Source organism: Rhodospirillales bacterium, assembly GCA_020638175.1.
In the GTDB taxonomy this organism is placed as follows: Bacteria; Pseudomonadota; Alphaproteobacteria; order Micavibrionales; family Micavibrionaceae; genus JACKJA01.
In genome coordinates this window covers 970,069-992,053 of the sequence record JACKJA010000002.1, presented here as the reverse complement: position 1 = coordinate 992,053, position 21,985 = coordinate 970,069, and the positions used below count along the sequence as shown (strand labels likewise).

29 protein-coding genes are annotated in these 21,985 nt (G+C 54.2%); 12 read left to right on the top strand and 17 right to left on the bottom strand.

What is annotated here, in order from left to right; translation table 11 throughout:
* The first annotated feature begins 8 nt into the window (after window positions 1–8).
* Window positions 9–287, top strand: a complete 279-nt coding sequence (locus H6868_04785) for a hypothetical protein (protein MCB9988637.1) — start codon at window positions 9–11, stop codon at window positions 285–287.
* On the opposite strand, the gene H6868_04780 is transcribed toward H6868_04785, so the two are convergent.
* Window positions 284–829 (bottom strand): transporter, encoded by a 546-nt coding sequence (locus tag H6868_04780; GenBank protein ID MCB9988636.1) that lies wholly within the window; start codon window positions 827–829, stop codon window positions 284–286. The two genes, H6868_04785 and H6868_04780, sit on opposite strands and share 4 nt — an antisense overlap.
* A 182-nt stretch (window positions 830–1,011) precedes the next feature.
* On the opposite strand from H6868_04780, the gene H6868_04775 reads away from it, so the two are divergent.
* Entirely contained in the window at window positions 1,012–2,415 is a 1,404-nt protein-coding gene (locus H6868_04775; protein ID MCB9988635.1) for a HipA domain-containing protein, read from the top strand.
* Window positions 2,416–2,418: 3 nt separating this feature from the next.
* On the opposite strand, the gene H6868_04770 is transcribed toward H6868_04775, so the two are convergent.
* The 9 genes from H6868_04770 to H6868_04730 all read right to left on the bottom strand — a co-directional run bounded on the left by H6868_04770 (window position 2,419) and on the right by H6868_04730 (window position 8,776).
* On the bottom strand, window positions 2,419–4,314 hold the full coding sequence (locus H6868_04770) for a hypothetical protein (protein MCB9988634.1): 1,896 nt from the start codon (window positions 4,312–4,314) through the stop codon (window positions 2,419–2,421).
* Window positions 4,315–4,351: 37 nt separating this feature from the next.
* Window positions 4,352–4,921 carry a hypothetical protein gene (locus H6868_04765; GenBank protein MCB9988633.1) on the bottom strand — a complete coding sequence of 190 codons (570 nt, stop codon included), beginning with the start codon at window positions 4,919–4,921 and terminating at the stop codon, window positions 4,352–4,354.
* Window positions 4,922–5,011: 90 nt separating this feature from the next.
* Complete coding sequence (locus H6868_04760; protein ID MCB9988632.1) at window positions 5,012–5,272, bottom strand: hypothetical protein; 261 nt, start codon at window positions 5,270–5,272, stop codon at window positions 5,012–5,014.
* Window positions 5,273–5,439: 167 nt separating this feature from the next.
* The gene (locus H6868_04755) at window positions 5,440–5,721 is read right to left on the bottom strand and encodes a hypothetical protein (GenBank protein ID MCB9988631.1); all 282 of its coding nucleotides are present in this window, start codon (window positions 5,719–5,721) and stop codon (window positions 5,440–5,442) included.
* A 99-nt stretch (window positions 5,722–5,820) separates the two neighbouring features.
* The gene (locus H6868_04750; GenBank protein ID MCB9988630.1) at window positions 5,821–6,060 is read right to left on the bottom strand and encodes a hypothetical protein; all 240 of its coding nucleotides are present in this window, start codon (window positions 6,058–6,060) and stop codon (window positions 5,821–5,823) included.
* Between the two features lie 12 nt (window positions 6,061–6,072).
* The gene (locus H6868_04745; GenBank protein MCB9988629.1) at window positions 6,073–6,849 is read right to left on the bottom strand and encodes a peptidoglycan-binding protein; all 777 of its coding nucleotides are present in this window, start codon (window positions 6,847–6,849) and stop codon (window positions 6,073–6,075) included.
* Window positions 6,850–6,936: 87 nt separating this feature from the next.
* Window positions 6,937–7,362, bottom strand: coding sequence for a hypothetical protein (locus H6868_04740; protein ID MCB9988628.1), 426 nt, complete (start codon window positions 7,360–7,362; stop codon window positions 6,937–6,939).
* 261 nt (window positions 7,363–7,623) lie between these two features.
* Complete coding sequence (locus tag H6868_04735; GenBank protein MCB9988627.1) at window positions 7,624–7,869, bottom strand: hypothetical protein; 246 nt, start codon at window positions 7,867–7,869, stop codon at window positions 7,624–7,626.
* 73 nt (window positions 7,870–7,942) lie between these two features.
* Window positions 7,943–8,776 (bottom strand): hypothetical protein, encoded by an 834-nt coding sequence (locus H6868_04730; GenBank protein MCB9988626.1) that lies wholly within the window; start codon window positions 8,774–8,776, stop codon window positions 7,943–7,945.
* Between the two features lie 413 nt (window positions 8,777–9,189).
* Between H6868_04730 and H6868_04725 the strand changes: the two genes are divergently transcribed.
* Window positions 9,190–9,576, top strand: coding sequence for a PilZ domain-containing protein (locus H6868_04725; protein ID MCB9988625.1), 387 nt, complete (start codon window positions 9,190–9,192; stop codon window positions 9,574–9,576).
* Between the two features lie 2 nt (window positions 9,577–9,578).
* Here H6868_04725 and H6868_04720 read toward each other — a convergent pair whose 3' ends face one another.
* From H6868_04720 to H6868_04710, 3 genes are all read right to left on the bottom strand, one after another.
* A complete protein-coding gene (locus H6868_04720) occupies window positions 9,579–10,223 on the bottom strand; it encodes a hypothetical protein (GenBank protein ID MCB9988624.1) in 645 nt (214 codons plus the stop codon).
* A 36-nt stretch (window positions 10,224–10,259) separates the two neighbouring features.
* Complete coding sequence (locus tag H6868_04715; GenBank protein MCB9988623.1) at window positions 10,260–10,451, bottom strand: hypothetical protein; 192 nt, start codon at window positions 10,449–10,451, stop codon at window positions 10,260–10,262.
* A 64-nt stretch (window positions 10,452–10,515) separates the two neighbouring features.
* The gene (locus H6868_04710) at window positions 10,516–11,904 is read right to left on the bottom strand and encodes a head-tail connector protein (GenBank protein ID MCB9988622.1); all 1,389 of its coding nucleotides are present in this window, start codon (window positions 11,902–11,904) and stop codon (window positions 10,516–10,518) included.
* Window positions 11,905–12,229: 325 nt separating this feature from the next.
* Here H6868_04710 and H6868_04705 point away from each other — a divergent pair, with 325 nt between their 5' ends.
* The 4 genes from H6868_04705 to H6868_04690 are packed head-to-tail and all read left to right on the top strand — an operon-like array spanning window position 12,230 to window position 14,180.
* Window positions 12,230–12,460: a helix-turn-helix transcriptional regulator gene (locus H6868_04705; GenBank protein MCB9988621.1), complete on the top strand. Its 231-nt coding sequence runs from the start codon at window positions 12,230–12,232 to the stop codon at window positions 12,458–12,460.
* 37 nt (window positions 12,461–12,497) lie between these two features.
* On the top strand, window positions 12,498–12,719 hold the full coding sequence (locus H6868_04700; GenBank protein ID MCB9988620.1) for a hypothetical protein: 222 nt from the start codon (window positions 12,498–12,500) through the stop codon (window positions 12,717–12,719).
* Window positions 12,720–12,742: 23 nt separating this feature from the next.
* Entirely contained in the window at window positions 12,743–13,423 is a 681-nt protein-coding gene (locus tag H6868_04695) for an orotate phosphoribosyltransferase (protein MCB9988619.1), read from the top strand.
* Window positions 13,368–14,180 carry an NAD kinase gene (locus tag H6868_04690; protein ID MCB9988618.1) on the top strand — a complete coding sequence of 271 codons (813 nt, stop codon included), beginning with the start codon at window positions 13,368–13,370 and terminating at the stop codon, window positions 14,178–14,180. The genes H6868_04695 and H6868_04690 overlap by 56 nt, the downstream gene beginning before the upstream one ends.
* Before the next feature lie 84 nt (window positions 14,181–14,264).
* Here the strand turns inward: H6868_04690 and H6868_04685 are convergent, their stop codons facing one another.
* From H6868_04685 to H6868_04675, 3 genes are read right to left on the bottom strand one after another with little or no spacing between them, the layout of a single operon-like run.
* A complete protein-coding gene (locus tag H6868_04685; GenBank protein ID MCB9988617.1) occupies window positions 14,265–14,891 on the bottom strand; it encodes a DNA-3-methyladenine glycosylase 2 family protein in 627 nt (208 codons plus the stop codon).
* Window positions 14,875–15,108: a phosphoribosylformylglycinamidine synthase subunit PurS gene (gene purS / locus H6868_04680; protein MCB9988616.1), complete on the bottom strand. Its 234-nt coding sequence runs from the start codon at window positions 15,106–15,108 to the stop codon at window positions 14,875–14,877. Before purS ends, H6868_04685 begins: the two co-directional genes overlap by 17 nt.
* 11 nt (window positions 15,109–15,119) lie before the next feature.
* Window positions 15,120–15,977 carry a phosphoribosylaminoimidazolesuccinocarboxamide synthase gene (locus H6868_04675; protein ID MCB9988615.1) on the bottom strand — a complete coding sequence of 286 codons (858 nt, stop codon included), beginning with the start codon at window positions 15,975–15,977 and terminating at the stop codon, window positions 15,120–15,122.
* Window positions 15,978–16,106: 129 nt separating this feature from the next.
* Here H6868_04675 and H6868_04670 point away from each other — a divergent pair, with 129 nt between their 5' ends.
* From H6868_04670 to grxD, 5 genes are all read left to right on the top strand, one after another.
* Window positions 16,107–16,436 (top strand): DUF1476 domain-containing protein, encoded by a 330-nt coding sequence (locus tag H6868_04670; GenBank protein MCB9988614.1) that lies wholly within the window; start codon window positions 16,107–16,109, stop codon window positions 16,434–16,436.
* A gap of 281 nt (window positions 16,437–16,717) precedes the next feature.
* On the top strand, window positions 16,718–17,407 hold the full coding sequence (gene purQ, locus H6868_04665; GenBank protein ID MCB9988613.1) for a phosphoribosylformylglycinamidine synthase subunit PurQ: 690 nt from the start codon (window positions 16,718–16,720) through the stop codon (window positions 17,405–17,407).
* A 497-nt stretch (window positions 17,408–17,904) separates the two neighbouring features.
* Entirely contained in the window at window positions 17,905–20,154 is a 2,250-nt protein-coding gene (gene purL / locus H6868_04660; protein ID MCB9988612.1) for a phosphoribosylformylglycinamidine synthase subunit PurL, read from the top strand.
* A 3-nt stretch (window positions 20,155–20,157) separates the two neighbouring features.
* Window positions 20,158–20,391, top strand: a complete 234-nt coding sequence (locus H6868_04655; GenBank protein MCB9988611.1) for a BolA family transcriptional regulator — start codon at window positions 20,158–20,160, stop codon at window positions 20,389–20,391.
* 91 nt (window positions 20,392–20,482) lie between these two features.
* On the top strand, window positions 20,483–20,815 hold the full coding sequence (grxD, locus tag H6868_04650; protein ID MCB9988610.1) for a Grx4 family monothiol glutaredoxin: 333 nt from the start codon (window positions 20,483–20,485) through the stop codon (window positions 20,813–20,815).
* Between the two features lie 38 nt (window positions 20,816–20,853).
* Here grxD and rodA read toward each other — a convergent pair whose 3' ends face one another.
* Window positions 20,854–21,984 carry a rod shape-determining protein RodA gene (gene rodA, locus H6868_04645; protein ID MCB9988609.1) on the bottom strand — a complete coding sequence of 377 codons (1,131 nt, stop codon included), beginning with the start codon at window positions 21,982–21,984 and terminating at the stop codon, window positions 20,854–20,856.
* Window position 21,985 lies beyond the last annotated feature (1 nt).

Below are 21,985 nucleotides of genomic sequence, written 5' to 3'. Positions count from 1 at the left end.
ATTGGTTTATGCGTATTATGATTTTCATGAGTGTTTTGGTTTTGGCCCTGACCCCGGCGGTTTCGATGGCCGACAGCAACGATTACTCTGATTTCAGCAAACCATGGAAACCCCTATCCATGCAGGATGATAAGGATGATCGGCCTTATTACGAGCGCGAAGACAGCAAGGACGACAAGGTCAAGCTATACGCGCCAAAGAAGACCTCTGAACCGGCCAACCCGTGGTCGAAACCCAAAAAGCAAAGCCTTGGCGATATCCAGCGTAAGCAACTGGAAAAACGTTAGCCCAGAGCGCCCAAAACCGATCCCGTCAGATTTGAATAGCGATCAATACTGGATGTAACGCTGCCGATTTTCTGTTTTTCCCGAAGCTGCGAGAGCTGGATCACATCCAGCCGTTTTTGCTGATCCAGATTCTGGTCCAGCGCCGCCGTGCGCAGGGCATCCAGCCGCTCACGGTTGGCGCGTTCGTCGTCGCTTTCCTCGAACATCCCCAGCAACACCGCTTCGACCGAGCCATTGGCCTGATTGCCGATCCCGCTGGCACCGAACGATGCGCGCTGGCGCGCGACGGCCCGTTTCAGGGCGGCACGGCGCGCGTCTTCGGCCTTTTTCGTTTCGGCGGCGATCTGTTCTTTTTGCAAGATGGCATTTTCCTGCGCCTGCCGCTGGCTTTCCCTCTGGTCTTGCTGAAGCTGGCGCAGGGCCAGTTCCTGTTGTTTTTGCTGATCGCGGTAAGATGACTCGCCGGACACGATATCGGATACCAATCCCACGCCTTGCGTGATTAACGGCACCATTTGTAATGCAGTGGCAAAACTACCCATGTTAAAGACCTCCTTTAAAGTATGATGGACAATGTTTTTGAAAAATCTTGCCTTGCGTATGCAGGCTCTTTTTGTTTGACATTATGTCAATAAATTGATAGATAAAGACTTTATTAAAGTCCTTTAATTACTATTGTTTCTATCTCTTATCTGCACGACTACAGGTAAAAAAGGATTGATGGTTGAGTACCGAATTAAGAAAACCTTTTGCGAAAATCGCCGGGACAGAAAATCCTGAAGAATGTCAGTATCACCTGTGCTGGTACGGAAATCGTATTGGCAGCTTTTCTGTATGCGATCAGGAAATTCGCTGGAAACAATATAAAGAGAAAGAATACGAAGCCCTGTTCCCCAAAAGGGAATCCGATGGAGCGCCTAATTTTCTGGTAAATATTGACCCGAGCAATCCAATCTTCAAAAGACTGCAAGAAGGAACACAGACCGAATATATTAAGGGTGGCCTGCGTTTCTTATCGAATCTGACGATATCTCAGAATTGTCCGTTTGACCGCCCCACACAACTCGACACTCTTTTGACTCGTCTGGATGATCATATCAATGATGGCACATTTGTCGGATACTATGCTGGTATATGCCCCAAAACTCTTGATAACTCTTTTGAAAACGAGATTGCGTCTTTATGGGCTAACCATTACACCCCCCGTTTTTCAGGAAAAGAGATCAAAGTTCCCACTACTCTGAACGAAGGGGGTATCCTCCAGGTATCCATAACCAGTCCCTTCACTCACTTTGTGAAATTTCCACTCGGAGAACACAGAGAAGGATGGGCTGTCAATGAATGGATGTGTTTAGAATTATCCGATCACATTGGCCTTGATACAGCACAACATGCCCTTCTTCCCCTTAGAAATGGCCTGCCTCCTGCCATTATTGTTGAAAGATTTGATATCCCTCAATCCCCCGAAGAAAAAGGGAAATGGCTTTTAATAGAAGATTTTTGTACCCTTGAGGGCATCCCATCCACAGACCTTAACAAGGGTAGCATGGAAAAAATCGCCAAGCTGGTTCGGGAGAATTCAACAGAGCCTGATGAGGATATGGAACGGCTTTATAAGCGCACCATTCTGTCCTGGGCCATCAAAGATAACGATATGCATAGAAAAAACATATCAATGTTAATGGAATATGACCCCGGATCAAAAAACATAACCAAAACACGTCTGGCTCCCACATATGATGTTACATCAGAAATCCATCAAGAAGACCGCCGTCAAAAGATGTGCCTAACCATTCAGGGAAAAACATCTGGTATTAATAAAAAGACTCTCCTGCGCTTTGGCGAAACACTTGGCTTTTCACCGGAACAGGCAGAGCAAATACTAACAGATGTGGTTACCTCTATTGCAGAAAAGGCCGTAGACATAGCAAACAACCTTCCTGAAGTTGCACAAAAACACAATGATTGTGTTTATGCGGCCCAACGGATAGCCACACTTGCCGTGAAAAGTGCGAAGACCATCGGAGCACCGACGCCTGAATGGACGGAAACTGAGCGGATTCCCGTTAACAACGGCGCGATTGGGCGCACTCATAAATCTGAGCACGTTCGTCCTAAATTTTTATAAGGGCTAATCATTCACTTTCAGCTCCGTTGTCACGCTCAGCAGCGTAAAGGGCAGCGGTGCTTGTTGTTCAATCCGCCAAAGCGGGATTGTCCCGTCGGCCTGCCAGCCGAGCGCCTTGACGCGGATATCGCCGCTGGTCAAAGGGGCTGGCGCATCGAGGATTTCATCCTCACCCAGTTGCCGCAGGCTGATATCCTTCAGGCCGCGCCCGACATCAAGACGCAGCGCCGCCGTTTCTTCCAGTCTGAACACGGCTTCGACCAGCCTGACCGCACGCCCGGCCCCGCCCTGCTCGACCACGCTCGGCGGCAGGGGTTCAATAATGTGCGTATAGGCCAGTCCGATTTCGACGCTGCTGGCCGCTTCATCGAGAGTAATCGCGCCGCTGCTCACGACCTTGTCCGTTTGCACGACGCCATCGGCGACAATGGATACCGTCTGCCCCTCCAGATGATCGAGGCCCGACCAGCCGGTCGTCGGCGATCCAGTCTCCCCCGTCAAGGCGGAGTCGAGATTCAGGCTGTCATCGAATTCCTCGATCGTATAGACACCGCTGCGGTTTACCAGCACATAGACCGTTTCCCCGACAACGCCGACCGACAGGACGCTGCCCATCGTTTCATGCAGGGTCCAGGCGGCGACGGCCTCGGCCCGGAAAATGGTCAGCACGGCGAGCTTGCCGTCATCGCGGACCACGACCAGCAGCCGGCGCTTCTGATCGAAATCCTGATCGACCGGGATCGACAGGATATGATGGGATACCAGTGTCAGATCGTTGGTCTGGTAGGCCTGCTCGATATCCGTGTAGAGGAACTGCTGGATTTGCTCGCCGTTGCGGGCGACAAACAATGTTGCGCCATCGACGTTCACCGGCGGGATATAGCGGTCGATCATTGAGCCGATACGGGTTTGCCGCCGGATCTGGACCGTGGCCGGAGTCAGCGGATCGCCCGTGACCATCCATTCCGCGCCGCTGGTAAAAACCTGCAAATGACGGCCAGAGAATATACCGCGGATCGCGTTGACCTGATCGGACAGGATCGAAAATTCGATCGCTTCATCGTCCAGTCCCTCGCCCAGATTAAAGTTAAACAAATCGCCGGATTTGGAAAACCACAAGCGGTTTGGCAAATCGCGGCTGCCGCCGATCACAAGACGGTCCTGGTGGAAAGCGACAGAGACCGGATAGCCGCGCACCGGGGAAAAGGCCTGTTCGGCCCAGTCGATAGTCGCTTCGGTACCGACCAGACCCTCGATCACGTCGGCACTGACCACCGTCGGGGAATTATAGGCCGTGATAACGACTTCCTTACCGCCGATCTGGAGGCGCGTGCCATCGTGGCCGGCGGCAAACACATCGGCGCTGGCCGTCAGGGTGATCGAGCCTGTCACCGCGCTTGGCGTTAAGGTAACCGTCGTGTCGGCGAATTTGTAGTAAGGCTGGCGGATCACGCCCCCGTCATCAAAGAACGCCCAGTCTTCCAACGCGAAGCCGGACGTATTGCGGACCAGCTTTTTTGGCGGCGTTTCCGGGTGAGTCAGAAGCAGCGTATCGGCGCTTTGCGTCCAGGCGAGATCCTTGATCTGGGCGGCGTTCCACGGCGCGGCCAGCGTCGTATCCAGCGCGCCGTCCGCGTATATTGCAATCTGGGCATTCGTGACCACCAGCAAGTACGTTTGCTCGGTATTGAATTCAAACGCGATCAGGCGCCCGGTCCCGGCGGCATTATCGACATAGCGCATCCCGGCGCGGCGGGTGACGCCCCCGGTCGGCTGGATAAAGACGTTACGCAGGGCCAGCGCCCCGTTTTCATAGGCGCGCAGGTCGCCGCGGCCCAAAAGCACGCGCGAAACCTCGCCTGCCGTAAAGGTGGTTTTCACCTGACGGATCCGAGTCATAATGTGTTTTCCTGTTTGTGAAGTAGAAGTGTGTTCATTAGCTCCGCGCATTAATCAGGCTGAAATCCTCGATGCGGGCGGGGCTGTCTTGCTGGGCATCGATCTGGCGGGCGTTTTTGTATTCGCGTTCGGCCAGCGTGTACATCGCTTCGGCGCGGGAAGTATTCTCCGTGATCGGGATGCAAAATTCCGCCGTCAGACGGGCAATCAACACAGCATCGAAATAGGGCGGGAACTCCGTTTCATCGGGCCGGAAGATATAGGTCAGGACAACCTCCTCCGCATCCGTGTGGAGGGCGCCGCGGGCAATGCGGAAATTAACGCCCCGGCCCCGGCCGCCGGTTCCGGCGCTGAGCGCGCGCAGGAAATCAATGGGGAGTTGGAAGGCGCGTTCGTAATCGGCCACCGGCGCGGTTGAAAGTTCGGTCAGAGCGACCTGTCCGGTAGCAAAGCTCCAGCCATAGGCCGAGAGCAGCGCATCGCGCACCGGACCGAACAACGCGCCCGCGATTTCGGATTCCGCGGTGCCGTCGGTGAAGGATGTAATCGGGGCCGCGCCCAGGCGAATGAGCGCGCGCGAACATAAGGCGACATCGTTGAGTGCCATTGGTAAACTCCTTTGTGATGATAAAAAAGATCAATAAAAAAACGGCTCCGCCGATGGGAGCCGTTTGGGAATTTTATGCTTGTTTTGTTATCAGGCGCCGAACCGGTATTGTGCCGGACGAAAACCTTCTCCGCCCAGCGCGGCTTCTATATTCCGGACATAACCGGTCGCACAAAGCGCCCGGATACCGTTTTCGTTAACGCTTACGCTGGTGCCGACAACCATCGCCCCCGCTTCCGTACTGATACGGTGGGCCTCTTGCCTGAACATGTCTTGCAGGCGCACCTGTTCTTCGCGACTTTTTTCACCGCTAAACGGGAAAAAAGTATCTACGTTTGCAATTATTTTCATTGTTCACACTCTCTGTTTTTTTATGTGTTTTTTATTTTCCAATACCGCTTTGGAGCGCAGGGAAATATCAACAAAACAGAATAGATGCAAGCTTTTTGTCGGGCGGGGCGCACCGTGCCGTTCAGCGCCGCATGGGCGGGCCGGACTTTGCCGTCGCCGACGGTGGGTTATTGCAGCGCCTTGAGTTTTTTCAGCGTCAATGCTGCGCTTTCGCGGAGTTGGGCTTCGTCGATGTAATCATCGGGATCGTCTTCCGGCTCCAATGGTAAATCAGTGTAAGCATCGACCTCTGCAAACAGCCAATCAAGGGCTTCAAAAAGATCCCCTCCAAGAAACACTTTTTCATTTTTAAAGGCATCCAAATATGTTCTTTCAAATTCCTCAACGGAAATTTCATGACGCAAAAAGCGTCTAATCAATGTTTCATAGTCGTAAGCTTCTTCTATCATTTCCCACCTCCTAATTTCCCATTTTTAAGTAAATGGAAAATTTGTTTTTCACTTAATTCAAAATTCGATAAGTACTGACCATCATGGCCTCGTATCACATTAGGGAGAGGCTTTTTCATATGCTAACAATACGTCACGATCATGAAAATCCTTGGCCATTTTTGTTTTCACGATTGTACCGGGTAAAAATTCCCAAATTTCATCGTCAGAATCATACCAAGGCGTTGGTTTAAGTTTTACCAGTCCTCCGCCCAAATCAATAGCTTCGGTTTCCCTTATGGTATCAGTTCCCTCTTCCAACAAAGAGACATAAACCTTTATAATTTTTTCTTTAGACATAAACTATATCCTCTACGGCAGTTTATTGGGTGTAAAACCACGGCCACTGATTTGTAAAACTTCTTTTGTTTGATCATCTCTAACAACAAAGCGCCCTTTATATTCATATCGTGTCGCAGTATTTGCTTTATTTACTTTATTCGGAGCGGGATATCGTTTGCCGTACTTTATGGTTTCAGTAATTTGTTCCGGTGTCCAGTCCCTGTTCTTGAGCTGATTTGCCCAACGGGTTTTTGACTTGTATTCTCCCAACACCCAATCTGGATTTTTATTATTTAACCATATTCTCCATGTGCTATACAGCCTTCCGGCGCCGACCAATGGCAATAAATTTACTTCCGGATATACTGATCTTATCGCATCCGGATAGATCAGTTCCGGGTCGGTGGTGGGTTCCGCCCAGCAGCGGCAGTTATAATCCTCGCCGGGGTTGGGGTGGCTATGGCGCCAGGAACGAACCGTGCCGTTCAGCGCCGCATGGGCGGGCCGGACTTTGCCGTCGCCGACGGTGCGCCAGATGTAAAACCCGTCCGGGGCGCCGGTCAGGGCTGCGTTCAGGGCTTTGAGGCTCTCATCACCGGGGCGGAGCGCGCCGGTGGCCGGCAGGCCGGAGTCGGCCTGAAACGCCTTCAGCGCTTCGAACACCGCATCGTCGGGGATGCCGGTGATGCCGACGTCCTCATACGGGGTATAATAGCCCAGCCGGTTCAGCGCGCGTTTGACCTGCATCGTGTCGAATTCATCGACGCGGCCGTCGCGGACGAAGGCTTCGCTCAGTTCTATCGTCATGTGTGGTTTTCCTTAGGGATCGGGCACAAAAAAACGGCCCGCAATCGGGGCCGTTTTAAACGGGGTTAGGATAAAAGCCGGTACGGTCTAATTTAATCCTAATTTTGAAGCCGGAACGCCCTGCCCCTTATCAGAGACAGGCATATTGTAGGCTCTCAGATTCATTTCCTGTTCCTTGACATATCCCAGCGCTATTTTTGGAGATGCAAAGCAAGGCATCTCAAATATTTCCTTCAGGGCATCCGACACAAAAATGTGAGAGGCCAGCTTGGTTGTACAGCCAAAAAGCATCCCGTTTTCACTAAATTGCGGCGGATATATGTTTTCATTTTCCAGCCCGTTTTCACGGATAACTTTCACAAGGCCTTCGACGACGCTTCCCAGCATCATTTCCTGTGCCTCATCATTTCCTCTTTCCAGAACAGAACCGACGCGGTGTTTGAAACCTTCCGCGTATGGAAAGAAAAAACAGGCCACAGGCTGGTTGGCACTACGCGCATATGACTCCCTCACATTACCTCCCTTTGTTGATATTTCTTATGTTTGTCTTGGTTAATTCATAACCGCATAGCTGCTATGAAAAATCAATCGAAAAAAGCACGGCCCCCGAAAAAATCCGGGGGCCGCACCGCAATCGATACGAAAACAGCGACCATCATCAACTGACGGCATCATCAGGGGAGGAATGAAGGCGAGCGCCCTGTTGTGCATAGGCGCTCCAGCCGTTTTACAGCGTCGTCCCCCGGCAAGGCGAGAGGGGGAAGAGAGCAAAAGTTACGAATAAACCGTAACCGTGACGCTGCTGCCGTCGTTACCGGTGACGACATAGAACTTCGTCGCCGGGGTGCCGTCCGTATCGATATTCACGATCACAAGATCGTTAACCCGCAGCATATCGACCGCCGTGTTGAAATAGCCCGCGCCTTCGATGGTGAGGGTATTGTCAACAGTGGTGTAGTGCCACAGGGTAAAGTTGTTGGCGTAAGCCAGTACGCTCAAATCGGATGATTTGAAGGACATGTTTTTCTCCTTTTATGTTCGTTGAAGCGAGGTTGTGAGAGGCCGTTTTTCAGCCTCTCACGCGCTCACGGGATTAGTCAGGCGTTTCGTCACACTGGATTTCGATGATCCCGTTCTCGTCGATCAGGCCAGCGCCCTGGCTCATCATGTTATTGACGAAGTGGGACGCACGGTCGCCATGCCATGTCACATCGGTCTGGACATCCGATCCTGACGCATGACCGACGGCGGTTTTGTGGAACCAGTAGCAAGACCGGATATCGTTGACGTCGACCGGCAGGCCGGAATGCGGGATCCAGATCGTCCCCAGCCACATTTTAGCTTGCGTGATCGAGCTGTAAGGCAGGTTTTCGCGGCCGATATAATCGGCATTAACGAATTCCTCCAAAGAGAGCAGCTCGCTCCACTGTTTCCAGCCCACCACGGCAAAACGCTGGCCGTCGTCCGGCACATCAAGGCCGCCGAAGGTTTCAAACGCTTCCAGAATTTTGGCTTTGGTCAGGCCGGTATTGGCGTCAACGATCTGGTTGGTCGAGGACGTCGCCAGCGCGTTGATAATCAGCTCGTCGGTTTTGCGGCCCAGAGCATTGGCACCTGCCGACGCAATAACCTGCCGTTCGTCGATATTGGTTTTCAGTTCGTCCAGACGGTCGACCCAGTCCCCGGCATAGTAATCCTGCAACGTGACCTCGATACTGGTATGATCGAGGTTCATCACCGGCACCATGCCATGTGTGGATTTGGTCGAAGCTGTGCCCTTGCCGACTTTCTGGAAGACGGCGGACGCGCCCTGGACCTTGTTGATAGTGCGCACAGTGTTCCGCAATTTGGAACCCTGACGCTGGTAGGCTTCGTGCACTTCGCGTTCGAACTGCTTGATAAAAGCCTGGTCAATGGATGTGGCCATAAATGTACCTCATAAGGTTAATCGTTAAACAAAGGGGTGCGCACTGCCGGTTGTCACCGAAAGCGGAGGCCGAATCATCTGCGCGGAGAGAGCACAGAACCGAGCGCAGGGAAGGGCCGAAAGAGCCTCTTCGCCTTCGTTATCCGGATTCTGCGAAAAAAAGAAAAAACGCCTGCGGACCCTGCGGACATGCCAGACACCGTCATATACGGCGCTTCGAGCATCACAAACGCTTAAACATCATTAATTGCAGGAATAAATACCTACAATATCAACGAAAAGTTTGAAAACTTTATCATTTTCATGTAGAAGATTAGATAAGGGTAATAAAAAAATCTCGATGGTGGTGGTGTTATTAACGGGCTGTTTAATCCGCAAACGGTGCCATATTTGTTTTGAAGGAGACCAACCGCATGTTCCAGTCATTATTTTCCAATCTGCAAAGACAGGCCAGTAATGATCCGGTTTTGACACAGCGCCATTATCCGCGCCGTGCCAATGACCGTTGCGTCATTGACATCTGTGGCCAGACTTTCCCGGTTGAGAACTGGAGCTATGGCGGCATCCTGCTATGGGGTGACGAGCGCATGTTCGGGATGGATCAGGAAATTGATTTCACGCTCAAATTCAAGCTGCGTAACAATGTCATCAGCATCAACCACCGCGGCCATGTCGTCCGCAAACAAAACGGGATGGTGGCTCTGAAGTTCGAGCCGTTGAACCACACCATCCGCCGCGCCTTCCACAAGATCGTCGACGACGCTGCGGCGCGTGAATTCGCCAATTCCCAAGCGGTTTAATCCTACTTACCGGCGCCATACATGCGGCGAAAACCTTCCGTGACTTTTGCCACGTATCCCGGATCGCGTTCACGCCAGTACCGCGGATCGCGCATCATGGAACGCAGCTCTTCTTCCCCGGCATTTACGCCGGTTTCACCTTCGGACACCAATCCCGGTTCCTGCCCCTGCATCATACGATGCAGCGCCATGATCCCTTCAAAGGATGAAGACAGGCTGTTCAGCACCTCTGGCGGCAGGTTTTTGCGGCCATAGGCCAATAGCTGGCGAGAAATTTCCTGCCATTTATCTTCGCCGCCGAAATGGGCGATCAGCCGTTCGTTTTCACGGTCGGCCTGAAACTCGGCGGACATCTCCAGAATCATCGGCACCAGTTTTTCAGCCGCCATGTCATAGACCGCTTGTACTTGCTCCAGCGTAAAGCCGTATTCATAGAGCTTTTTGTTCACATCCGGATCGATATCGAACAGGCCGTGGCTGACATCGACCTGATACTCGTCGGGGGACGCGGGACGAGAGGGACGTTCGGACATCTTCCGCTCCAGCTCCAGATAGGAACTGAGCAGGGAATCCAGCCGGACCTCCCCGCTTTGCGGATCAATAAATTTTTCAGGAATGTTGGGTTGAGGGGCAAGGGTATTCATCATTTTATCTCCTTTGGGTTTGGAAAAAACAAGGGGGGGTCAGGATGGACGGTGGCCTGCGTCAATCATACGCAGGATCGTGGTCACCAAGGCCCGCTGGCCTTCGGTAAAGCGGAGCTGGTCATCGCTGGCCTCGGCGCCGTGTGTGCGCAAAAACGTTGAGGCCTGTAAATGCGCCAGCACTTTTTGCCCGTCGGCGGTTGCAAACAGCCGGGCATAGGCTATTTCCATCGAACGGCGGTCACCGCGCGGCGGCGACAGAATTTCAAGCGCCGGCTTGCGTTTTTTAAGCCCTTTAAACATTGTTTGTGCCCTCCTGTGGCTGGGGTAAAATCTCTTTGCGGATCAGATCGGCCGGCACGCCCAAGGCTTCGCCCAGATAACGCGCGGCTTCAGGCAGGTTAACCGATAGCGTGGCTTCCGGGCCCATCGCCATAACCGATGTAATCCATGACAATGTATTCTGGACGTTCCGTTGTCCCTGCGCGCGGGCCAGCGGCGCCCGGTAGTCCAGCGAGACATAGCGCCCGTCCAGATTAAGGTCTGGCACTTCGCCGCGGCGGCGCAGGATCGCGTAAGCCCGCTTAATCAGCGGTGTCAGCAATTCCGTTTGCAGGCGGCCATAAGTCGCGCCGAGCAGCAACGCCATCTCGCCGGAGCGTTCCAGCACTTCCGTTGCCGTCATTTTGGGGCCGCCGACCGGGCCGAGCTTATCAGTCAGCAGCGCATGGCGAATGCGGGCGCGCAGATCCTCCAGCACAAGCTGCGAGACATCAAAGCGCCCCGGCATTTCCAGCGGTCTCAGCCCTTGCGAACCGACCGCCTTGGGAATAATCGCGCCGGGTTTCAACTCAATATTGGCCGGGTTCAAAACGCCGTCATCGTCGGCCTGCCAGATTCCCGTGACGGCAATCGAGGCGTTTTTGAGGATCAGCTCCACCACCTTGTTCGCGGTCTTGATGTCCGGCAGCGCCTTCATCACCGGCGAGCGGCCATAGATTTCGCCCGGCGATTTCATCCAGCGGAAGGCAATCACAGGGCCGCTGTCGTAAATGCCCGACTGGAGCAAAAACGGTTCCTTCCCGGAGGCTGCCAAAAATGCTGTGTACTCGCAGACGCCTTGCGCATTGGGCACAATGCTTTCGATCACCGGGAAACGGGCCTGCGGATCATCCGTCCCCTCGCGCAGAACGTCCGGCGGCAGGTCGGCCAGCACGTACCGCGCGGCCAGTTGCTCCAGCGTTAACGACAGGGACCGGAACGAACCGTTCAGGAACCCGTCGCGGCCCTCTTCCAGCACAATCCGGCTCAGCGGCACGGCGGTAAATTTAAAGGCGGAAAAGGCGCCCGGCGCGGTTTCCTCAAAGGTCAGGGCCGCCGTCCCGCCGACAATAAGATCGAGATAACACTGGTGAATTTCGACCAGAAAGTTCGACCGGTCGAAATGATCCATAATGGTTCGCGCGGCTTTTTCCAGCACCGGCGCCAGCGCATCGGCATCCGCCGGCGGCAATTCCGGGCCGGGTTTGAACCCGAACCACTGGGTCCAGGGCGGCGTCAGGTTTCCCAACAGGCTGGCGGCCAGTTGTTCAACCGCATCCAGCGCCGTGCCGTCAAAGAGATGGTCCGGCGCCATCAGGCGGCGGTTCCGATACAGCCGGTCGACGACTTTCAATATATCCATCGGCTCGCAGGGGCGATTATAAAGCCCCTGCCCGGCGGTAATCCGCGCGCCTTCATCACGGGCGGCCTGCGCCTGAACAAACCAGAACCAAGCCTCCTCGGCGCTTTCAAACGGTTTGGCGTCCGTGTCATTCGGTAGAGAAAAGGCAAAACGGGTCCTGTCAGGCATGGATGTTTCCTCCTGTTGGCTTGCGGATACAGTTGTGGCGTTGATGAAACCGTTATGCAGGAATAATTTCCTACTGTCAACTCTTTTTTAGGAATTTTTTCTTATTTCTTTATCTGTGATATAATGGGACTATTATCCTAGAGCAAGGAGATTCGTATTGTTTACGCATGAACAGGTATGGCTGGCGATTGACCGGCTGGCGCAAGAAAACGGCTATTCCCCTTCGGGGCTGGCCAAAAAAGCCGGGCTGGATCCGACGGCCTTTAACAAGAGCAAACGCCTGAGCCCCGATGGCAAGCCCCGCTGGCCGTCGATGGAGAGCATTTCCAAGATTCTGAATGTCACCGGCGCCTCGCTCAGCAATTTCGACGCGCTGATGACGAAATAGGTTTGACATTTTTTGTTAGGAATTATATCCTAAAATTATGACAGACCTGTTTACCCTGTACGCCCGCTATGACGGGCCGCTTCCCCGATTACCGCCCCCGCCGCCGCGCCTTGACGGCCTTATCGCGTCAACCGCCGCCCTTGTGCGCTGCTACCGGCGGCGCGGCCTTGGTGAAACGCTCGATGCCTATGCTCACAAACTTAATCATCTCGTCAGGCTTGAAAAAGCCCGTCAAACAGGGCAGAACAAAGAGAGTTAATTTTCAAAAGCCAAGGAAAGAGAATGTCCGATACCATCGCCCGCGAAGCCGCCAAAATCCTGATCGACACGAAATCCGTTTTGTTTAACGCGCGCGAGCCGTTCAAATACACGTCGGGCAATATCGGACCGGTTTACGTTGACTGCCGCCGGCCGATTTCCTTCCCGGCGGAGCGCACGCGGCTGATGGATATGGCGGCGCAAGTCCTGCGCGAAGAGATCGGAGCGGACCAGATCGACATTGTCGCCGGGGCGGAAACTGCGGGCATTCCCTATGGCGCTTTTGTGGCCGACCGCCTGGAAAAACCGATGATCTATATCCGGAAAAAAGCCAAAGGCCATGGCCGGATGAGCCAGATCGAAGGTCATTTTGACGAGGGCACATCACCGCGCGTTTTGCTGGTCGAAGATTTGCAGAATTTCGGGGCCAGCAAAAAGGTCTTCGTCGACGCCCTGCGCGAAGCCGGGGCGCGCATCGATCATTTCTTTGTGCTGTTCAATTACGGTAACCGCCCGGAAGTCGATGCGGATAACGAGGCCATGGGACTGACCGGTCATGCGCTGTGTACATGGCGCGACATTCTGGCCGCGGCGCGGGCCGGAAGCTATTTCGACGCCGAAACGCTGGATTCGGTGGAAGCCTATCTGGATGACCCGCAAGGCTGGGTCAAAGCCTTTGAAGAAAAGAGCGAAAATGCAGCCTGACAAAATTCATTTCCACGCCTCCCCTTCCGATGACGCGCAAAACGCGCTCAAGGATATGGAGCGCCTTTACGGCCAAAGCACGCCGGAGGATGCCGATGTGATCGTGGCGCTCGGCGGGGACGGGACGATGCTGGAAGCCCTGCATAAATTTCACCCGCTGGACAAGCCGATCTACGGGATGAACCGCGGATCGATCGGTTTTATGCTCAACCCCTACCGGGCGGAAAACCTTCTGGACAGGCTTGCCAACGCCCAGAGCGTCACGCTGCACCCGCTGAAAATGGTTGCCCGCACCGGGGATGGGAAAGACGTCGAAGCGCTGGCGTTTAACGAGGTTTCGCTGCTGCGGCAAGAACGCAGCGCCGCTAAAATCGGGGTATCCGTCGATGGAGTGGAACGCCTGCCCGAAATGATTTGTGACGGGATATTGCTGGCAACGCCGGCGGGCAGCACAGCCTATAATTTGTCGGCGCACGGCCCCGTCATTCCGTTGTCGGCCAACGTTCTGGCCCTGACCCCGATCAGCCCGTTCCGGCCGCGGCGCTGGCGCGGCGCCTTGTTGCCGCACGGGGCAAAGGTGCGGTTTGAGATACTCGAAGCGCCCCGGCGCCCTGTCAGTGCCACCGCCGATTCCACCGAAGTTCGCGATGTCACACAGGTCGACATATGGGAATCCCGTCAGGTCGGCGTCACGCTGCTGTTCGACCCGGATCATAATCTGGAAGAGCGGATATTAAAGGAACAATTCGTTCCGTGATCCTATCCTGTCATCCTGAGCGTTAGCGAAGGATCTGAAAAATTGTTACAAGCAACGAGATTCTTCGCTTCGCTCAGAATGACATCAAATGCTTTTCATCTGCCACAGCAGCAAACTGGCCGCCGTGCGGTAAGGTTTAAAGCGCTCGCCTTCGGTCAGGACAACCTCTGAGGACGGCCTTTCCGTCAGGTCCAGATAACGGCGCATGCCTTCGCGGATCCCCAGATCGCCGGCGGGCCAGATATCAGGCCGTGCCAGACCGAACATCAGGTACATTTCGGCGCTCCAGCGGCCAAAGCCTTTTAAAGCCGTCAGCGCGTCATAGACAACCTCGTCCGGCAAATTATTCAGAGCTTCCAAATTCAGAGATTTGTCTTCAACAACCGTTGCCAATCCCTTGATATAAGATGTTTTTTGGCGACTAACACCTAGATTATGAAACGAATCGTCGCCTAATGTAAGGATGGTTTGCGGCGTTATATTTTCGACGTTTGATGAAAATTTGCGCCACAGCGAATCTGCCGCTTTTGTAGATACCTGCTGGCCCAGAACGATCCGCACCAGCGGCGGAAAGCCCGGCCCCATACAGGGCCATGTAAAATCATCGAGATTAAAAGAATGCCGGGAGAATACAGGATCGTTTTCCCGCAATATATCCAGCCCCTCCCGGATAAGAGGGACACTATGGATATAATCAGGCGGCAAGCTCAATGCTGTAATCCTCGATCACCGGGTTGGCGAGCAGCTTTTCGCACATATCCTCGACCTGCGCCACCGACGTGCCGTCCGGCACCTCAATTTCGATCAGCTTGCCCTGCCGCACTTCGCCGATTCCGTCGAAGCCCAGACTTCCGAGTGCATGACCGATCGCCTTGCCCTGCGGATCGAGCACACCTTTTTTCAACATAACGTGAACACTTGCTTTCATCTCTTTGTCTCCTAAGCGTTTCTTGGCTTTTGCGGCATGGATTTAATCCCGCGCAGGCGGCGATGGCGCGCCAGTTCGTTTTCGATTTCCCCCAGCGATTCAGCCAGCTTTTCGTTAAAATTGCCGTCCTGCACCAGGCCACCTTCCGGCACCAGCCCCAGCTTCTCGGCAATTTTCTGATAACCGTCGGTCAGGTCGCCCAGATCATAGCGGAAACGGTCCTTGTCGAGCTTTTCACCCGTCGTGGCATCCCAAAGGCGGCAGCTATCCGGTGAAATTTCATCGGCCAGCAGAATGTACAGCTCGCCGTTTTCGCCCCACAAGCGGCCAAATTCGAGTTTAAAGTCAACCAGACGCAAGCCCATACCGGCGAACATGCCGTTCATGTAATCGTTAATCCGCCAGGCCATGTGAACCATTTCTTCCAGTTCATCCGGCCACGCCCAGCCAAAATTGATGATGTGCTGTTCGCTGACCAGCGGATCATGCAGGCCGTCGTTTTTGTAGAAAAACTCGACCAGCGGCTGTTGCAGGACCGTACCTTCCTCGATCCCGTAGCGGCGGCACAGGGAGCCGGCGGCGATATTCCGCATCACGATCTCGACCGGGATAATTTCGACCTGCCGCACGAGCTGTTCGCGCATGTTCAGGGATTTCAGGAAATGCGTCGGGATACCGATCCCCTCCAGCTTGGTCATGATGTGGGCGGATATGCGGTTGTTCAAGACCCCCTTGCCGGAGATAACCGCTTTCTTTTCCCCGTCAAACGCAGAGGTATCGTCTTTGAAGTACTGAATGACAGTTCCCGGCTCCGGCCCTTCAAAAATGGTTTTGGCCTTGCCGTCGTATATTTGCCTGCGCTTGCTCATGGGGAAAACCCTTTATCTTGTCTGTTGGATGCTTTCATATAACAATGGATTTCGATGATTTCAAATGATACAACACAATAACTGGAATTTAATTCACCATTAATTGGTTCAAATCGCTAGGGAGTGCCTATGTCCACACTGGATGATCGTAAAGATGTATTTGAAAAAAAGTTCGCCCACAATGAAGAATTAGCCTTCAAGGCGGAGGCCCGCTGCTGCAAGCTCTTCGGCCTGTGGATCGCCGAACAGATGGGGCTGGACGGCGTTAATGCGGAAACCTACGCCAAAGAAGTTGTCGCCGTTAATCTCGAAGAGCCGGGCTTTGATGACGTCAAACGCAAGGTTATGCCGGATCTGGCCGCCAAAAACATTGATATTTCCGAGCATGTCATCGATTCACAGCTGGAACATTTCCTGGACAAGGCCAAAGAACAGATCATGGCCGAAGCCGATAAATAAAATCAGACAAAAGGCATAATAAAAGGGACTGCCCGGCAGTCCCCTGATCGGGGTTGTTTTCACCCCGTCGTCTTTGCTCTGTGTCCTTGTTCAACTCGCGTCTTGCTTGTTAAGTCCTTCATAATGCGAGTCAGGCTTTTTTGCAAGATAAAAGTAGTTTTACTTCATAGCTGTAGACTATTTTTTTCAAACCCCGCTTTTTCCACCGGATCGGCGTTTTTCATGCTCTAACCCTGCATTCGGTCTTTGCAAAAAAACTTTTTCCTGCTACAAAAATCGCCATGAAAACCGCGATTATTATGTTCCCCGGCACGAATCGGGAAAAAGATATGGCTATGGCGATTGAGCGCGTGACCGGCCACGCCCCTGCCATGGTCTGGCACAAGGAAACCGACATCGGCAACCCGGACCTGATCGTCCTGCCCGGCGGATTTTCGTACGGCGATTATTTGCGCTGCGGCGCGATGGCGGCGCACTCCCCGATCATGAAGGAAGTGATCCGCAAGGCCGAAGCCGGCACCCGCGTCTTTGGCGTGTGCAACGGCTTCCAGATGCTGATCGAAACGCGGCTGTTGCCCGGCGCCCTGCTGCGGAACAACTCCCTGAAATTCATCTGCAAGCAGGTCAATTTACGCTGTGAGAACGGCGATACCGAATTTACCGGCAAGCTCGGCAAAGGCGGGCGAATGACCGTGCCGATTGCCCATGGCGAAGGTAACTATTTTGCCAATGACGAGATTTTGAAAGAACTGGAAGCCGAAGACCGCGTCGCGTTCCGTTACTGCAACGAGGACGGCGCAATCACGGCGGATGCCAACCCGAACGGGTCGGTCGACAACATCGCCGGGATTTATAACAAGCGCAAAACCATCCTTGGCATGATGCCGCACCCGGAAAACGCCACGCAGCTCCATCAAGGCAACGAAACGGGCCTCCCCTTGTTCGAAGGCATGCTGGAGGCGCTGGGGTGAAACTTTCCGTTTAGCGTCATTGCGAGCGCCCAACGGAAGCGAAGCAATCTAGTGCCACAGAGCAAGATTCTGGATTGCCGCGTCGGCCTTCGGCCTCCTCGCAATGACAGTATATAAAAGAACCATTCTGGTTTAGTAGTCGAATTTTAGAGAAAGAGGATAACATGCCACTAAGTAACATTATGTATGCATATTTACCTTACTGCCTTCAAAAACAGCCTGATGGAAAATATGTAATCTTGAACAGAGAATATAAACCTGTTGGCTTTCACACTAGATAATTTATAGACTACGGCGATTTTCCCATATCAATTAAATTAAGGATTACTACAGCAACAGCTAAAAAACTGTCTTGGGAAGGAAAAGATGACACAAATGCAATTTGGTTGTATCACGACGGAAACGTCCCAACCCACAGCGCGGCAAACATGAACGATTACATGGAAAAACTGAAAATTTTGGCAAAGCTAAAAATAGCAGAAAAATAAGGCAAAACAATGACTACCGCTTTGAAACAAACAGACACCGTCCCGCAATTCAATGAACCGGAAGTGACGCCGGCGCTAGCGGCCGAGCATGGCCTTGCCCCAGATGAGTATGAACGGATGCTGGCGATTGTCGGGCGGACGCCGACTTATACGGAGCTGGGGATTTTCTCGGTGATGTGGTCGGAGCATTGTTCTTACAAATCCTCTCGCCTGCACCTGAAAAAGCTGCCGACGGAAGCGCCATGGGTCATTCAGGGACCGGGCGAGAATGCCGGGGTGATTGATATCGGCGATAATCAGGCCGCTATTTTCAAGATGGAATCGCACAACCACCCGTCCTACATCGAGCCTTACCAAGGCGCTGCAACCGGCGTCGGCGGAATCATGCGCGACGTGTTCACGATGGGCGCGCGGCCGATTGCCAATGTCAACGCCCTGCGCTTTGGCTCGCCGGAGCACCCGAAAACGCGGCATCTGGTCGATGGCGTAGTGGCCGGGATTGCCGGATACGGCAACTGTATGGGCGTGCCGACCGTGGCCGGGGAAACCGAATTTCACGACAGCTATAACGGCAATATCCTCGTCAACGCGATGACGGTGGGCCTTGCCGATCAGGATAAAATCCATTATTCCCGCGGCGCCGGGATCGACCAGCCGGTTGTTTACGTCGGATCAAAAACCGGACGCGACGGGATTCACGGCGCAACGATGGCCTCTGCCGAATTCGAAGAAGGTGTCGAGGGTAACCGCCCGACGGTGCAGGTCGGCGACCCGTTCACCGAAAAACTGCTGCTGGAAGCGTGCCTTGAACTGATGCAGACCGATGCGATTGTCTCCATTCAGGATATGGGCGCGGCGGGACTGACGTCCTCCGGTGTCGAGATTGCCGACAAGGGCGCGATCGGCGTGGAAATGGACCTCGACAAGGTGCCGCAACGCGAAACGCACATGACGCCGTACGAGCTAATGCTTTCGGAATCGCAGGAACGGATGCTGATGGTCCTGCACCCCGGCAAGGAACATATTGCACAGGCGATCTTCGAAAAGTGGGATCTGGATTTTGCCGTGATCGGCCGCACGACCAAGGAGCGCACCTTGAAGCTCAACATGTATGGCAAAACGTGGTGCGATATCCCGGTGCCGCCGCTGGTCGACGAAGCGCCGGTCTATGACCGTCCACAAGGCGAATACCCAAAGGCCGCCGCGATTGATGATGCGGCTTATCCCCTGCCCGCCGGCGGGATGAAAGAAGCATTAGAAACCCTGATTTCCTGTCCGAACCTTGCCGACAAGCGCTGGATCTGGGAACAGTATGACAGCCTTGTGATGGGGGAAACGGTGTTCTCCCCCGGCATTCAAGATACGCAGGCCGGGCGCACGGGCGACGCCGCACTGGTGCGGATCGAGGGACATAACAAGGCGCTGGCGATTACGTCGGACTGCACGCCGCGTTACTGCAAGGCCGATCCGTTCGAAGGCGGCAAACAGGCTGTGGCCGAAAGCTATCGCAACATCTGCGCGACAGGGGCCAAGCCTTTGGCGGTGACCAATAATCTGAACTTCGGTAACCCTGAAAAACCCGTCATCATGGCGCAGTTTGTCGGCTGCATCGAAGGATTAGGCGTAGCCTGCAAGGCTTTGGATTACCCGGTTATTTCCGGGAACGTATCGCTGTATAACGAAACGAGCGGCGAGGCCATCAACCCCACTCCGGTGATCGGCGGCGTCGGCCTGATCGACGATAGCGCCAAGGCTGTTCCGCTTTCCTTCCAAGCGGCGGGCGAAACCATCATGCTGGTTGGCGAAACCAAAGGCCATCTGGGCCAGTCGCTGTTTATCCGCGAAGTACACGGCAGTGAAGACGGCACCCCGCCACCGGTTGATCTGGCAACCGAGCGTAAACACGGGGAATTTATCCGTGACCTGATTGCCAGCGGCCTGATTACCGCCTGTCATGACCTGTCCGATGGCGGGCTGGCGGTGGCTCTTGCCGAAATGGCTATCGCTTCCGGGATCGGCGCAAATATTTCCGCCGATGGCAATGCCGGGTTTTGGTTCGGTGAGGATCAGGCCCGCTATGCCCTGACGACAACCAATCCGGCAGCCGTTCAAAAACAGGCCGGGGCCGCGGGCGTTTCCGTCATGGTCCTTGGCACCACCGGTGGGTCATCCCTGACGCTGGCCGGGGACACGCTGGCCGTGAGCGCCCTTAATGCCTTAAACAAAGGCTGGTTGCCGCGGTACATGAAGGGGGAATAACCCATGGCGATGGATGCTATTCACATTGAAACCATGATCCGCGAAGCCCTGCCCGACGCCGTGGTAGACATCACCGATACGCGCGGCGATGGCGAGCATTATGCCGCGGTTGTCACATCGGCAGCGTTTAACGGTCTGCCGCGCGTGCGCCAACATCAGCTGGTCTATGACGCCCTGCAGGGCAAAATGGGGGAAGCCCTGCATGCCCTGTCGCTGCGCACCGTTCCCAAAACATGATTTTGACATATACACTGCTTTTGGATATATTTAACATCTTCTAATATAAAAAAACGGGTCACACCAAAGCTTGAGACAAGGGGAAAAGGGCATGGAAAACATTATCTTCGACCGGATTCGGAAAGATATCGAAAACAATGATATTGTTGTTTACATGAAGGGGACAGCCACCTTTCCCGTGTGCGGTTTTTCCGCCGCCGTCGTCCAGGTTTTTACGCAGCTCGGCGTCCCGTTCAAAGACATCAACGTGCTGGAAGACAGCGCCATCCGCCACGGGATCAAGGATTTCGCCAACTGGCCGACCCTGCCCCAGATTTACATCAAGGGCGAGTTTATCGGCGGCTGCGACATTGTCCGGGAAATGTATGAAACCGGCGAACTGCAAGAGCTAATCCGCAGCCACAACATCCCGATGGCCGCCTGAAAGGGTTAGCGCGCCCCTTTCTTCGAAACACAGCAAGCTCACATCCGGACCAGTTTGGCATCCCGGTGCAGGGAACAGCTCATCATCAAACCAAAACCGGCAAGGACGGCCAGCATCGATGTACCGCCGTAGGAGATCATCGGCAACGGCGCGCCCACAACCGGGATCAAGCCCATCACCATCGCGATATTGATGAAAACATAGAGCGAGAAATTAACCATCAGGCCAAAAGCCAGCAACCGTCCAAACACATGGCGGCATTTCAAAGCGATAGCCAGCCCATAGAGGAAAATCGCGCCCATCAGGAGCAACAGGAACACCCCGCCGAGCAGCCCCCACTCCTCGACCCACAGGGTAAAAATAAAGTCGGTTTGCTTTTCCGGCAGGAAGTTCAAGTGGCTTTGCGAGCCGTTCAGGAACCCCTTGCCTTCGATCCCGCCGGAGCCAATCGCGATTTTCGATTGCATAATGTGGTAGCCCGCGCCCAGCGGATCACTTTCCGGGTGCAGGAACGTCAGCACACGCTGTTTTTGGTAATCATGCATAAACAGCCAGCCCACCGGCGCCGCCACGATCCCCGCCGCTATCCCGCCCAGAAACAGCCATAGCGGCGCGCCGGCAACAAACACCACCGCCACGCCCGCCATAACAATCATCAGCGACGTCCCCAAATCCGGCTGCAGCAAGACAAGCCCGACCGGAGCCAGAATCAAAAAGGCCGCCGGAACCAGAAAAGTAATGCGCCGGATATCGTCCGGCCCGACGCTGTGGAAGTACCGTGCCAATGCCATCACCACGGCGATTTTCATGAGCTCCGAAGGCTGGAGCTGGATGAACCCCAGATTAATCCAGCGCTGCGCCCCCATGCCGATATGCCCCATAATCTCAACCGCCAGCAACATCAGGAACCCCATAATATAAATCGGGTAAGCCAGCCGAAACCACCAACGCACATCAATCAGGGCAATCACCAGCATACCGCCCAGCCCCACCAGAAAACGCGCGCCCTGCCGCGAGGCCCACGGGTCCATATGCCCACCGGCCGCCGAATACAACGCCATCAGCCCTATGCCCGCCGTCACAGCGATCAGCAACACCAGCCCCCAGTGAATATGGAGGATTTTCTGGAGCAGCGTTTGCTCGCTATGAAGTTCGATGGAGCGCGACATA

Excerpts from the sequence above, each read along its gene's own strand:
- H6868_04675 (MCB9988615.1), bottom strand. The coding sequence starts at position 15,977 with ATGAGCAAGCGCAGGCAAATATACGACGGCAAGGCCAAAACCATTTTT.
- H6868_04755 (MCB9988631.1), bottom strand. The coding sequence starts at position 5,721 with ATGATAGAAGAAGCTTACGACTATGAAACATTGATTAGACGCTTTTTG.
- H6868_04690 (MCB9988618.1), top strand. The coding sequence starts at position 13,368 with ATGACCCGCAAGGCTGGGTCAAAGCCTTTGAAGAAAAGAGCGAAAATG.
- H6868_04745 (MCB9988629.1), bottom strand. The coding sequence starts at position 6,849 with ATGACGATAGAACTGAGCGAAGCCTTCGTCCGCGACGGCCGCGTCGAT.
- purS (MCB9988616.1), bottom strand. The coding sequence starts at position 15,108 with ATGAAAGCAAGTGTTCACGTTATGTTGAAAAAAGGTGTGCTCGATCCG.
- H6868_04730 (MCB9988626.1), bottom strand. The coding sequence starts at position 8,776 with ATGGCCACATCCATTGACCAGGCTTTTATCAAGCAGTTCGAACGCGAA.
- H6868_04670 (MCB9988614.1), top strand. The coding sequence starts at position 16,107 with ATGTCCACACTGGATGATCGTAAAGATGTATTTGAAAAAAAGTTCGCC.
- purQ (MCB9988613.1), top strand. The coding sequence starts at position 16,718 with ATGAAAACCGCGATTATTATGTTCCCCGGCACGAATCGGGAAAAAGAT.
- rodA (MCB9988609.1), bottom strand. The coding sequence starts at position 21,984 with ATGTCGCGCTCCATCGAACTTCATAGCGAGCAAACGCTGCTCCAGAAA.
- H6868_04720 (MCB9988624.1), bottom strand. The coding sequence starts at position 10,223 with ATGATGAATACCCTTGCCCCTCAACCCAACATTCCTGAAAAATTTATT.
- H6868_04780 (MCB9988636.1), bottom strand. The coding sequence starts at position 829 with ATGGGTAGTTTTGCCACTGCATTACAAATGGTGCCGTTAATCACGCAA.
- H6868_04750 (MCB9988630.1), bottom strand. The coding sequence starts at position 6,060 with ATGTCTAAAGAAAAAATTATAAAGGTTTATGTCTCTTTGTTGGAAGAG.
- H6868_04700 (MCB9988620.1), top strand. The coding sequence starts at position 12,498 with ATGACAGACCTGTTTACCCTGTACGCCCGCTATGACGGGCCGCTTCCC.
- H6868_04725 (MCB9988625.1), top strand. The coding sequence starts at position 9,190 with ATGTTCCAGTCATTATTTTCCAATCTGCAAAGACAGGCCAGTAATGAT.
- H6868_04655 (MCB9988611.1), top strand. The coding sequence starts at position 20,158 with ATGGCGATGGATGCTATTCACATTGAAACCATGATCCGCGAAGCCCTG.
- H6868_04710 (MCB9988622.1), bottom strand. The coding sequence starts at position 11,904 with ATGGATATATTGAAAGTCGTCGACCGGCTGTATCGGAACCGCCGCCTG.
- grxD (MCB9988610.1), top strand. The coding sequence starts at position 20,483 with ATGGAAAACATTATCTTCGACCGGATTCGGAAAGATATCGAAAACAAT.
- H6868_04765 (MCB9988633.1), bottom strand. The coding sequence starts at position 4,921 with ATGGCACTCAACGATGTCGCCTTATGTTCGCGCGCGCTCATTCGCCTG.
- H6868_04735 (MCB9988627.1), bottom strand. The coding sequence starts at position 7,869 with ATGTCCTTCAAATCATCCGATTTGAGCGTACTGGCTTACGCCAACAAC.
- H6868_04760 (MCB9988632.1), bottom strand. The coding sequence starts at position 5,272 with ATGAAAATAATTGCAAACGTAGATACTTTTTTCCCGTTTAGCGGTGAA.
- H6868_04770 (MCB9988634.1), bottom strand. The coding sequence starts at position 4,314 with ATGACTCGGATCCGTCAGGTGAAAACCACCTTTACGGCAGGCGAGGTT.
- purL (MCB9988612.1), top strand. The coding sequence starts at position 17,905 with ATGACTACCGCTTTGAAACAAACAGACACCGTCCCGCAATTCAATGAA.
- H6868_04695 (MCB9988619.1), top strand. The coding sequence starts at position 12,743 with ATGTCCGATACCATCGCCCGCGAAGCCGCCAAAATCCTGATCGACACG.
- H6868_04715 (MCB9988623.1), bottom strand. The coding sequence starts at position 10,451 with ATGGAAATAGCCTATGCCCGGCTGTTTGCAACCGCCGACGGGCAAAAA.
- H6868_04785 (MCB9988637.1), top strand. The coding sequence starts at position 9 with ATGCGTATTATGATTTTCATGAGTGTTTTGGTTTTGGCCCTGACCCCG.